The following is an 11,046-nucleotide window of genomic DNA, read 5'->3' on the forward strand; positions in this document are numbered from 1 at the left end:
CCGGTCAGGAAAGTCCCTGACCGGCTTTTCTCGTTTGCGCTATCGGTCTTCGATTCATGGTCGGCGCATGTCCATGGGCGGCTCAAGGTCCGGGAACCATCGTTTGAAGATGCGCACGAATGTACCGTCTTCCTTCATGGCCTTGAACGCCGCCTGCCAGGCCTTGACGGTTTCAGGATCACTGCCCTTGGAGATGGCCAGATAAATATCCATTTCCTTGATGGTATAGACCACCTTCAGGTCTTCAGGGCTTACCCCGGACAGTTCGGCCGCTTCGGCCTGATTGATGTTGGTGCCCACGATCAGGTCCACCCGTCCGTAGACAAGTTTGCGGTAATTGGTCTTGTTGTCGATGCATCTGTCCAGATTGGTGAATCCCTGTTCCATGAGGAACTTGTCTCGCGCGTCGTTGAGGTAGGTGCCGATGGCCCCGACCTTGCGCGCATCATCCAGGGAATTGATGATGATATCGGAATCCTTTCTGGCCACGAAATTCCATTGCAATCGAAGTACGGGCCCCACCCAGTGGAACAGGGGGTCGCGCTCTTGCGTCCGGGTGGTCGAAACCAGAGCGACGTTGGGCGTATGCAGGGCGATTTCGTAGGCCCTGGCCCAGGGCAGGGTTTCTATTGTCGGCGTGTTCCCTACCCGGCGCATGATTTCCCGTACAACCTCCAGGTTCCGGCCTACAAAGTTGCTGTTCGGGGCCATGGCTGATTGGGTGTTGAATTCGGTGAGCACCATGAAATCTACGGACAGGGCTTTGCTGCTTGTTCCAAGGTGGAGCAGCAGGGCCAAAATCACCATCAAAAGAGGCTTCCAAGGGCGTTTAACGGTGTGCATGATTATCGCTATTAGCACAGGAATGTTGTTGCGGCATTGATTAATTGCGCTTTCGGCATACGGCTTCAGAAACGAGAAAGGCCTCCTTGCGGAGGCCTGTTGTTTTCTCGGTGCAAAAAAGGAAGATGCTTTTCTTTAAGCATTTGCCGTGCCAAAGTTTAATAAAAAATAAATAAAATAATAAAGTAAGTAATTTTAGACCTTTGTGGTGTTGTTTTGCTGATGCGGAGGCGGGGGTCCTTTGGGAGGAGAAGTACAAGTATTTTAACTACCGCTGAAAAATAGGTTGCGACGGCCAAAATTTTTTACCGTCCGGGCAGCCTGAATCGGGTGCGGCACTCCGGGATTCCGGGGGCCCTTTTATCCAAAGAATACCCTGTCGCGTACTGAGATTACACATAATAATGGATTTTATATCATTAAGTTGTATGAAAGTGTCCAGGCTGAAGATAAAAGGAGCGTGCTATGAAATTGAGTGAAGTGGGAATAGGGCAGAGATTGGTCATTGTGCTGGCTCTGCTCATGACCGGTTTGGTCGTTTTTTTCCTTGTTTCCGTATCGTTCGGGACCAAGGATTTGACTTTGTCCGTTGTGGGCAAAACCCTTGAGCAGAATGCCCGGAGTGTGACCGCCACCCTGGACGGATGGCTGGAAGACAGGTTGCTCTTCCTCGGCCTTGCCGCCAGTGCGGATTCGGTGGTCGAGGCAGCAAGCGGTGGCGACTGGGAGAGGGCGACGGCCCTGCTCAAGGAAGCCAAGGAACGTGACCCCATGCTGGAGTCTCTCTTCGTGCATGACGCCAGGGGCGACAGCGTTGTCACCACCAACGACGGCGGACGCGGAAAGAACTACAGTTCCAACGCCTATTATAAGGCCATAATGACCGACGGGCAGGATTATTATATTTCTGATCTGACTCTTTCGCCGGTCAGCCAAAAACCGCGCATCGCCTTTGCCAAGGCGATCAAGGTCAACGGCAGGTCTGTCGGCTATGTGGGCATGTCTGTTCTGGCGGACGGGTTCACCAACTACCTTGCTCCCATCAAGGTCGGCGAGAACGGCTACTGTTACATGTATGATGACACCGGTAAAATTCTGGCACATCCCAATAACGATTTGATTTTCAAGGACCTGAGCAGCAACGATTTTATCCAGACGGGCCTGCGTGAAAAGAACGGCTTCATTGAGTACCTTTGGCAGGGCGTCGTCAAGTACATGGCATTCGGCCAAGTCCAGAAGACCGGTTGGATTGTTGCCCTGACCGCGGAGAGGTCCGATTTCCTGGTGGAGGCCAATAGTCTGCAGAATCGGTTGATCATTGCCGGGGTCGTGTCCCTTGTCCTCATTCTTGCTCTGGTGTTTTTCATTATCCGCAGGTTGGTCACCGTGCCGCTCGGCATCATTGTCGAGAAGTCGGAACAAGTCAGTCAAGGCGATCTGTCTCTTGATTTCTCCGGCCATTTCAGCGGGGAGCTGTCCCGGTTGAGGGACTCGTTCGAATCCATGGTCAACAATCTTCACGAAGTGGTGGAGAATATTCAATCCGGCAGCGAAAATGTCGCCTCCGGTTCCGAGGAGCTGTCTGCCACGGCAGAGGCCCTGGCCCAGGGCGCGACCGAGCAGGCCAGCGGCGTCGAACGGCTGTCGAGCGCCATTGAGCAGATCAGTTCGAGCATCGACAACACCGCCTCCAACGCCAAGGAGACCGAGATCCTGGCCGCCCAGGCCGCCAAGGATGCCCAGGAGGGCGGCGAAGCGGTGGCCGAAGCCGTGGGGGCCATGAGTGCCATCGCTGAAAAAATATCCATTATCGAGGATATCGCCCGGCAGACCAACCTGCTCGCCCTCAATGCGGCCATTGAAGCGGCCCGTGCGGGAGAGCACGGCAAAGGCTTTGCCGTTGTGGCCGCCGAAGTGCGCAAGCTGGCCGAACGTTCCGGTGTCGCTGCCAGCGAGATCAGCGACCTGTCCGGTTCCAGTATGGCCGTGGCCGACAAGGCCGGGAAAATGCTCCAAAAGCTGGTTCCCGACATTAAGAAGACAGCGGAACTGATTCAGGAAATCACGGCCTCCGCCATGGAGCAGAACGCCGGGGCGACCGACATCAACAAGGCCACCCAGGAGTTGGATCGGGTGGTCCAGCAGAATGCGGCGGCTTCCGAGGAGACGTCCTCGACTTCCGAAGAACTGTCCGGCCAGGCGGTCCAGCTTCAACAGGTGGTGGGCTATTTCACCCTGCGGCAAGAAGGCCGGGGTGGGCAGACGGTGAAGCAGAAAAAGCATGTCACAGTCCAAACCAGGAAGGCGGCTCTGGGCTCCTCTCAGAAATATGCCGAGGACGGGGACTTTGACCGTTACTGAGATTTGCGGGCACCCGGTGTGTCCGGTGCCATGAAAAAACAATAAAAAAAGGGCTGCCCGATGGCAGCCCTTTTTCATGGTGGCGGTGTGGTTGCTATTTGTATTTGTTCATGGCGCTGGCAAAACCTTCCTTGGCGCGCAGAATGACGTTTTCGCCCACGCAGAAGGCCAGGCGGAAGTAGCCGGGGCAGCCGAAGCCGGTGCCGGGTACGGCCAGGATCTTTTCCTCCTGCAGGGAAGCGCAGAACTGTACGTCGTTACCGCCGGGGGCCTTGGGGAAGAAGTAGAACGCTCCCTTGGGCATGGTGTATTCGTAGGCCGCGTTGTCCAGGACCGAGGCCATGGCCTTGCGGCGGCGATCGTAGATGTCGATGTCCACGGAGCTGCCGAGCGCCTTGCCCAGCAGCTTCTGGGCCAGGGCCGGGGCATTGACGAAGCCGAGGATGCGGTTGGCCAGGATGACGCCGCCCACAAGGGTGGCCTTGTCCTCCATGGCCGGGTTGATGAGCGCGTAGCCGATGCGCTCGCCTGCCATGGAAAGGTTTTTGGAAAATGAAGAGCAGACCACGGTGTAGGGGTAGATGTCGAGCAGGCTCGGCACTTCCACGCCGTCAAAGGCCAGGAAGCGGTATGGCTCGTCGGCCAGGATGAAGATGGGCCGCTCGCGCTTCTGGTTGTGTTTGTGGAGAAGCGCGGCCAATCCTTCCAGGGCTTCGCGGGTATAGATCGCGCCCGTGGGGTTGTTGGGCGAGTTGATCAAAACCACGCGCGTCCTGTCCGTGATCGCCTTGTCCATGGCTTCCAGATCCAGTTCAAATGTCAGGGGCTTGGCCGGGACCGGCACCAGTTTTGCGGAATGGTTTTCACAGTAGAAGCCGTATTCGACGAAAAACGGAGCCGGGGTCATGACCTCGTCACCCGGTTCCAGCACGGCCCGGAAAAAGGAGTTCAACGCACCCGCCGCGCCGCAGGTGATGACCAGGGAGTCCGCAGGCACGTCCACGCCCTGCTCTTTGCTGACTTCCGCAGCCAGTTTTTCGCGCACGTCCGGGTACCCGAAGTTGGGCATGTACCCCATGAAGAAGGGCTTGTCCGCCTGCTCGGCAATGTCTATCAGGGCCGCCTTGATGGTGGCGGGCGGCGGCAGGTCGGGATTGCCCAGGCTGAAGTCGCAGACCGCGTCTTCTCCGAACTGCTTTTTGAGAGCGATGCCCTCTTCGAACATTTTGCGGATCCAGGAGGACCGTTTCATATACCCGGCTATCTGGGGTGAGATCAGTTGCATATTCATCTCCTTGATAATCAGTGGAACGACACACTACGGCAAACCCATTTCCCGCGCAATACGGAGGGGAAGGGTGTCGGTGCCTTATGGTTGCGGCGCTGGGTTTCTGCCTGCAAAATCGTGCATGGGGAGACCGGTGTCCCGAATCGCCTCGGTTTCGACCATGCTACTGCGTCACGCTATTGGGCCAGACATAGTAGAACCCCGCCCTTGGCGGCAGCAGGTAGCTGGCGTCCACGCCGAGCATGTTCAACTTCGCCGGGTTGGCCGAATCCATGGTGTTGTATGGATTGTCGTTGGGGTAGATGTCCCGTCGATACGTGATAACCTTGCAGTCCGTGGGCAGGCCGGACAGGGACCGGGCCTTGGCAAAGGCGTCCTGCACGTAGCCGACCTGATCTATCAGGCCGATGGCCTTGGCCTGGTTCGCGGTGAACACGCGGGCGGTCTTGACGGTGTCCATGTCGGCCGGACTCAGGTTCCGGTGTTTGGCCACCAGGGAGTGGAAGCGGGCCGCGAAATCGTCGATGATGGCCTGGAAGAGGGCCTCCTCTTCGGGGGTGGTTGGCCGAAACGGCGAGCCCATGTCTTTGTCCACGCCGGATTTGGATATCTCCACGTCCACGCCGACCTTGTCCATGAGACCGTTCAACTTGGGCCGCATGAAGACCACGCCTACGGACCCGGTGATGGTGGTGGGGTGGGCCAGGATCCAGTCTGCGGGCAGGGCCGCGTAATAGCCCCCGGATGCGGCCACGTCGAACATGGCGGCCACGACCTTCTTGCCGCTGCGGTCCTTGAATCCGGTAATCTCGTGATAGAGGATGTCCGAGGCCGTGGTGGTGCCGCCGGGGGAATCAATGGCGATGACCACGCCCTGTACGGCATCATCCTTTTCGGCAAGCTTCAGTGCGTTGACCAGCTCCTGAACCTGGCTTGGCCGGGACCGCAAAAAGCCCTGGCTGGGTTCGGCGGTCAGGAATCCCCGGAGATGAATCAGGGCGAGCTTGCCGTCGCCGTCCCCTTCGACCACGAACTCCTTGAGCGGTTCCGTGGCCTGTGAACCGAACATGTTGATTTTCGGCGCGCAGCCGGGAAGCACGAGGCACAGGGCCGTCAGGACGAGCAAAAGACGAAATTGCATGAATCCTCCTCAGGGGCTGTTTGATGGCCTGATCCTATAGGCTCGAAGGACTCTTGCCAAGGGGGAGAAAAGGGTGCCGGGTTCCCGGAAACATGGGGTATGCATCCCTCTCGTCCCTGAGAGAGATGCCGTCAGCCCTCGGTTGCCGTCGATCCCGACCGGCCGTGGCAGGGTCGGGATTCGCTTCGGCGTTGAGCATACCCCTGTTTGGGCGCGGAGTGCTCGAATCCGCTACTCGCCTGCTGACTGCGCCTGGTATGCTTCCATGGCAAGGCGTTGAGTCGTGGCTGTGGCTGTGCCGCTGTCCAGGCTTTCGAACAGGGAATTCAGGCTTTGGTCGCCTTGCTTGAACGCCTGGAGCAGTTCGTCCAGCGTGACCACGCCGTCTTCGTTCAGGTCGTACGTGTCGTACTCTTCTTCCTCGCTTTCGCTTGACTCTGAACCGGACGATGCACCGGCCCCGCCGCCCCGCGGGGGCATGTTGGCGGCGGCCATGTTCTGTTTGGCGTCGGCGCTCAGTTCCTCTGCCGAAATGAACCCGTCGCCGTCGGCATCGATTTTGTTGAACCGGTCTTGGTCCAGGGGCGTTTCCTCAAGGCTCAACAGCCCGTCGCCATCGGCGTCGTCCTGTTCGACAATGGACTGCGCAATGTCGTCCGAGCTTGGTTGGGAACTCTTCCTGGCCGCCTGCATCATTTCGGCCAATCCCACGGACATGTCCGAACCACCCAATGCTGAGATGCTCATGCTGATCTCCTTGTGTTGGAGGTTGATAAGGGGGCAAAATTTGCCCATGGCAACTCAATGGCGGTTTGCAGCAAGGCTCGGACCAGTATTCGGATGCGGAACATTAAGAAATATAAATATTGATTTCAGCGCAAGGCAGAGAGCGGAGGCAGCAGGTGGCCACATCCGTGGCGTTGTGCATGAGGTTGTTTTTTTATGGGGAAAATTGTCGTCGTGACGGCATAGCCGGAGCAGGCCGGGAAAGGGGGGGCGTCATTCGGTCTCAACTTCCCGCGCAATGACTTCGTGGCTTTCCCCCGAATACGTCTCGATATTCATGGTTCCCGCTTCCACCGCGGTCCCGGCCACCTGAATCCTGACCGGTCGGCCCTGGTCGCTGTGCACCGTGATCTCCATCTCGCCCTCTTTGCCCATGGCGACGCCCTGCCTGCCCCGGTAGACCGTTTTCGGCCCATTCGGCAGCAGTCCGTACCTTGCCAGATACGCACCGCACGGGCCGTTGCCGTTGCCGGTCACGGGGTCTTCGTCGATGCCTATGGCCGGGGCGAACATCCTGCCGCTGGTCAGGCAGGAATCAAATTCGCTGTTGAGGGTGAACACGAAAAAACCATTGCAGCCGACAGCCTGGCTCATGGCGGCAAGGGCGGTCATGTCCGGGGAAAGGGTGTCCAGCTTTTCGACCGAATCGATGGGGACCATCACCTTGGAATGCCCGGTGGACACCTCCTGCAACGGGAGGCCGGGCACGGTGTCCAATGGGGACAGGCCCAGGGCGGACAGGATGCGGCCCGAGGTTTCTTGGTCGTAGGGGGGCGTGAAGATGACGTCGCCCTGGGTCATGACGATCTTCAGCCGTCCGTCTTCGGAGGTGATGTCCACCGGCAGTGTGCCTGTGCCTATTCTGGCGACGACCGTGGTTTCGCCCAGTCCCAGGGACACGGCGCGGGCATAGTGAGCTCCGATGGTCGCGTGTCCGCAAATGGGTACTTCCGTGGCCGGGGTGAAATACCGGACATGCAGTTCATGGTCTTCGCTTTCCGGGGCGGGGATCATGAACGCGGTTTCCGAGACATTGACGAGTTTGGCGATGGCCTGCATCTCGGCGGCGGACAGTCCTGTGGCATCAAGCACCACTCCGGCCCTGTTGCCCTTGCCCGGAATGGTCGTGAACGCATCAACCAGCGCAACGGTGATCTGTTTTGTCATGTTCGCGAAGGCAATCCTTACAATGCAAGGGGTGAGAAGCACCTCTTCCGTTATTGAAACAGGACGTATCCCAGACCTGCGGCCAGTTCCCCGAGGATGATGGCGCAGCCGAGGAAGTCGCCGTTGGCGCCCTGCACCTTGGCGGCCAGCCGGTAGAGGGCGAGCAGCGTCAGGGTGACAATGGCCGTGGCCGCGATGGTGGGGAAGACGCCCGCCATGAACAACCCGGCCACGAAGGTAAACAGGGTGGAGGCCAGGGCCACGCCCAGGGAGGCGCCGTCGATGTAGAGCTTGCCCAGTCCGGGCCGTGTCAGGTGGCGGACGTGGTAGCCGAGCCAGACCGCGGCGGCCCTGCCCAGGATGAAGGCCCAGGCAATGGCGGTGAAGGCCTTTTGGTCGGCCATTTCATGGAAGAGAATGATCTGTCCGGTCAGGGCCATGATCAATCCCAGGACGCCGAACGCGCCGGACCGGCTGTCCTTGATGACCTGCCAGAACCGCTCCGGGTCCGTGTGGGTGGTGACCGCGTCGCAGACGTCGGACAGGCCGTCCATGTGCAGGCCTCGCGTGATGAAAATGCTGATCGCGACCATGAGCCATGCCTGGACCCAGGGGGCGTCGGCGAACAGGCCCAGCCCGAAGGGCAGGACCACGACCGCGCCGATCAGCGCGCCCACCAGGGGCATGTACCGCATGCAACGGTTCATGGCTTCCTTGCTGATGACCCGGGCCGGCGCCAGCCGGGTCAGGAAGCCGAGGGTGTCGAGAAAATCGCGGAGCATGGATCATTCCTCCCAGGCCAGTTCGATGGGGTCGCCCATGGACAGGCCGAATCGTTTGGCTGCGGACCGTTGGTTAACCGCAAGTTCGAGAAAACCCTGGCTTCCCTCCAGCAGTCCGGGTTCGCCTTCGGGCATTTCCGCGTATGTGGTGACGTAGGCCAGTCGGCCCCCCGCCGGAGAGATCATGCGCAGGTTTGCGGGGGTGCCGAGGCTGCCCGCCTCAATGTTGAGCACGCAGTTGCCGAACCTGTCGATGTGCAGGACGTGTCCCTGCGCCTTGCCCGTGGAGATGGACGCGTTGGACCAGGTGCGGGAGACCAGGTCGGCGGGGTCCATTTCATCGCCCAGATCTTGGGGGCGGCCGCCCAGGGCGAGCCAGGCTACCAGGGGGGCGAACACGTCCCGGCCGTGAAAGGTGTGCGAGACCTTTTTGGGGGCGTCCACGGCCCTGGACAGATCAAAGGCGCGTACGTCGGTCCAGGAGAATTTCAAGGCCAGGGAGAGCAACCCGTTGTCCGGGGCCACCAGCAGCCGGTTCCCGATTTCCAGGCAGATGATCTTGCGGTTGGTGCCCACGCCGGGGTCCACCACGGCCAGGATGACCGCGTCTTCCGGGAAGTGCTCGTAACTGGCGGCCAGGAAGAAACCGGCTTGGGCCGTGTTGAAGGGTTCCACGTCGTGGGAGATGTCCACCACGGTGCAGTGGGGCGCTTTCTTGGCCAGCACGGCCTTGATCTGGCCCACGTAGGGGTCGGTCAGGCCGAAATCCGTGATCAACCCGATGGTCCGGGGCGGGGGTGTTTCCTTTTTTGTGGCCGAAAACATCTAGTACACCTTCCTTGATGAAAATCCCTGGCCCTGGACGTGGAAGCCCGAGCCCATGATGAAGAACGCCTCCGGGTCGATGGTGTAGACAAGTTCTTCCAGTTCCTTGAGCTGCATGGACGCGATCATGGTCAGCACGACTTTTTTCGGATCGCCGGTATAGCCGCCGGTCCCTTCGAGGATGGTCACCCCCCGGTCGAGGTCGGTTAGGATGGCCGCGTTGATGGCGGCATGGTGGTCCGAGATGATCATGACCATCTTGCGTTCGGAGAACATGCCGAGCACGTATTCGATGCCCAGTGCAATGACAAAGGTCATGGCAATGGAATAAAGGACGATATGCATGTCCAGGTAAAGGAATCCGGCCAGGAAACCGAGGGAATTGAACCAGAATTCAAACGACCCCATGGACATGTTGAATTTTTCCTTGCAGATCACGGCCAGGATATCCGAGCCGCCCGAGGAGCCCAGGGACCGGAGCACCACGCCCACGCCCGCCCCCATCACCCCGCCGCCCGTGATCACGGCCAGCCAGATGTCCTGCATGTGCAGGGTCCAGGGGATCAGGTCTATGAAGAGGGAAGTGGCGAACATGCCGTAGAGGGAATAGAAGAAGAATCGTTTGCTGACGAACACCCAACCGAGCACGAACACCGGCAGGTTGAGCAGCAGGTACCATTGGCCGGTGGTCAGACCGCCGAAGGCATAATAGCAGAGCAGGGCGATGCCGGAAATGCCGCCGGTCAGCAATCCCTGCGGCACGGCGATGGCCTTGACCGAAAAGGCGATCAGGAACGAGCCGAAAGTGAGCAGGGCGATATTCCACGGCACGCCGAAGGTCATGCCGCGCAGTTTGGTTCCGAAATTGTTTTCCATGGTGTGTCTCCGCTCATGGTTTTAGCGGGTTTTGCGGGGAGGGGAAACCAAAATCGTGCAAAGAAGCGTTCGCGCCCAAGGCTTGCGCATCGGGCGGAATGGAGTTAATTCCAACTTCGTTTGATCAAGATCTACTCCAAGAATACGAGGAAAGAGCACCAATGGACCTGACAGATTTGATTTCCGAACACGACCTGATTGCCCTGCGGCAGGAACTGCACGACACCTACGGATTGAATGCCGACATCATGGATGCGGACGGAAAGCGGCTTGCCGGAAACACCTGGGGCAACGACCTGTGCAGGGCCATCCGTGAGGACGACAAGGGGTTCGGTGCCATTTGCGCTCCGGCAGGGCAGATGTTCGGCCAGCTCATGAAAAAGGGCGAACCGTTTGCCGAGTTCTGCGACGGGGGCATGTTGCGGGTCAGCGTGCCTGTGATGGTGGACGGCGAGCTTGTCGGCGCGGTCGGCGGCTGCGGGCTGGTACCGGACGACGACGAAGTGGACTCCTTCTCCATAGGTATGATGAGCGGGTTGGATGCGTCGTTTATCGACGAGAAGGTCGGGACGGTGAAGTCTGCTTCCGAAGCTCAGGTGCAGGAGATTATCCGGTTTATCCAGGAACGGGTTCAGGGGTTGATGCAGTAATTTTTCTTTATGTGAGATGGAAAGAGATATGGAAGGCCGCCCAAGGGGCGGCTTTTTGTTTGGGATGCGCGGCTTTGGCGCGGGAGGCATTGTTTGGTGCGTGCCGCACCAAAGGCATTCCATGCCCTTCTGTGCCAATGTGTGTGTATTCCCCTTTCAGCAAGTTTGAAGAAGAGCCGTCGCTCATCGCTCCTCCATGTTTTTTTTCTGCCCTCCCGGCGGGGTTCTTTTTTGGCTGAGCCGCCCCAAAAAAGAACCAAAAAAATGCGGCTTTGGATTTTGGCCGCCCGGTGATCGGCGGCAAGAAGCTGATCGATTCGGGGTGGC

At 59.0% G+C, this 11,046-nt stretch carries 11 protein-coding genes; 2 read left to right on the top strand and 9 right to left on the bottom strand.

Features of this window, described 5'->3' with window-relative positions; translation table 11 throughout:
- Positions 1 to 54: 54 nt before the first annotated feature.
- On the bottom strand, positions 55 to 807 hold the full coding sequence (locus tag DWB63_RS14250; RefSeq protein WP_164879901.1) for an ABC transporter substrate-binding protein: 753 nt from the start codon (positions 805 to 807) through the stop codon (positions 55 to 57).
- Positions 808 to 1,308: 501 nt separating this feature from the next.
- Between DWB63_RS14250 and DWB63_RS14255 the strand changes: the two genes are divergently transcribed.
- Entirely contained in the window at positions 1,309 to 3,204 is a 1,896-nt protein-coding gene (locus DWB63_RS14255) for a methyl-accepting chemotaxis protein (protein ID WP_128329520.1), read from the top strand.
- A 94-nt stretch (positions 3,205 to 3,298) separates the two neighbouring features.
- Here the strand turns inward: DWB63_RS14255 and DWB63_RS14260 are convergent, their stop codons facing one another.
- The 7 genes from DWB63_RS14260 to DWB63_RS14290 all read right to left on the bottom strand — a co-directional run bounded on the left by DWB63_RS14260 (position 3,299) and on the right by DWB63_RS14290 (position 10,069).
- On the bottom strand, positions 3,299 to 4,489 hold the full coding sequence (locus DWB63_RS14260) for a pyridoxal phosphate-dependent aminotransferase (RefSeq protein ID WP_128329521.1): 1,191 nt from the start codon (positions 4,487 to 4,489) through the stop codon (positions 3,299 to 3,301).
- Positions 4,490 to 4,655: 166 nt separating this feature from the next.
- The gene (gene sppA / locus DWB63_RS14265; protein ID WP_128329522.1) at positions 4,656 to 5,633 is read right to left on the bottom strand and encodes a signal peptide peptidase SppA; all 978 of its coding nucleotides are present in this window, start codon (positions 5,631 to 5,633) and stop codon (positions 4,656 to 4,658) included.
- Between the two features lie 231 nt (positions 5,634 to 5,864).
- Positions 5,865 to 6,380 (bottom strand): EF-hand domain-containing protein, encoded by a 516-nt coding sequence (locus tag DWB63_RS14270; RefSeq protein ID WP_164879902.1) that lies wholly within the window; start codon positions 6,378 to 6,380, stop codon positions 5,865 to 5,867.
- Positions 6,381 to 6,632: 252 nt separating this feature from the next.
- On the bottom strand, positions 6,633 to 7,586 hold the full coding sequence (locus tag DWB63_RS14275) for a PhzF family isomerase (protein WP_128329524.1): 954 nt from the start codon (positions 7,584 to 7,586) through the stop codon (positions 6,633 to 6,635).
- Between the two features lie 50 nt (positions 7,587 to 7,636).
- The gene (locus tag DWB63_RS14280; RefSeq protein WP_128329525.1) at positions 7,637 to 8,368 is read right to left on the bottom strand and encodes an adenosylcobinamide-GDP ribazoletransferase; all 732 of its coding nucleotides are present in this window, start codon (positions 8,366 to 8,368) and stop codon (positions 7,637 to 7,639) included.
- 3 nt (positions 8,369 to 8,371) lie between these two features.
- Complete coding sequence (locus DWB63_RS14285) at positions 8,372 to 9,193, bottom strand: SAM-dependent chlorinase/fluorinase (RefSeq protein WP_128329526.1); 822 nt, start codon at positions 9,191 to 9,193, stop codon at positions 8,372 to 8,374.
- Complete coding sequence (locus tag DWB63_RS14290) at positions 9,194 to 10,069, bottom strand: YitT family protein (protein WP_128329527.1); 876 nt, start codon at positions 10,067 to 10,069, stop codon at positions 9,194 to 9,196.
- Between the two features lie 161 nt (positions 10,070 to 10,230).
- Here DWB63_RS14290 and DWB63_RS14295 point away from each other — a divergent pair, with 161 nt between their 5' ends.
- Positions 10,231 to 10,719, top strand: coding sequence for a PocR ligand-binding domain-containing protein (locus DWB63_RS14295; RefSeq protein ID WP_128329528.1), 489 nt, complete (start codon positions 10,231 to 10,233; stop codon positions 10,717 to 10,719).
- A 7-nt stretch (positions 10,720 to 10,726) separates the two neighbouring features.
- On the opposite strand, the gene DWB63_RS17355 is transcribed toward DWB63_RS14295, so the two are convergent.
- A partial coding sequence (locus DWB63_RS17355) for a hypothetical protein (RefSeq protein ID WP_164879903.1) occupies positions 10,727 to 11,046 on the bottom strand: 320 nt, incomplete at its 5' end.

Source organism: Pseudodesulfovibrio sp. S3, from assembly GCF_004025585.1.
In the GTDB taxonomy this organism is placed as follows: Bacteria; Desulfobacterota; Desulfovibrionia; order Desulfovibrionales; family Desulfovibrionaceae; genus Pseudodesulfovibrio.

Coding starts and splice junctions, on each gene's coding strand:
- DWB63_RS14270 (WP_164879902.1), bottom strand. CDS start 6,380: ATGAGCATCTCAGCATTGGGTGGTTCGGACATGTCCGTGGGATTGGCC.
- DWB63_RS14285 (WP_128329526.1), bottom strand. CDS start 9,193: ATGTTTTCGGCCACAAAAAAGGAAACACCCCCGCCCCGGACCATCGGG.
- DWB63_RS14250 (WP_164879901.1), bottom strand. CDS start 807: ATGGTGATTTTGGCCCTGCTGCTCCACCTTGGAACAAGCAGCAAAGCC.
- DWB63_RS14280 (WP_128329525.1), bottom strand. CDS start 8,368: ATGCTCCGCGATTTTCTCGACACCCTCGGCTTCCTGACCCGGCTGGCG.
- DWB63_RS14260 (WP_128329521.1), bottom strand. CDS start 4,489: ATGCAACTGATCTCACCCCAGATAGCCGGGTATATGAAACGGTCCTCC.
- DWB63_RS14255 (WP_128329520.1), top strand. CDS start 1,309: ATGAAATTGAGTGAAGTGGGAATAGGGCAGAGATTGGTCATTGTGCTG.
- sppA (WP_128329522.1), bottom strand. CDS start 5,633: ATGCAATTTCGTCTTTTGCTCGTCCTGACGGCCCTGTGCCTCGTGCTT.
- DWB63_RS14275 (WP_128329524.1), bottom strand. CDS start 7,586: ATGACAAAACAGATCACCGTTGCGCTGGTTGATGCGTTCACGACCATT.
- DWB63_RS14295 (WP_128329528.1), top strand. CDS start 10,231: ATGGACCTGACAGATTTGATTTCCGAACACGACCTGATTGCCCTGCGG.
- DWB63_RS14290 (WP_128329527.1), bottom strand. CDS start 10,069: ATGGAAAACAATTTCGGAACCAAACTGCGCGGCATGACCTTCGGCGTG.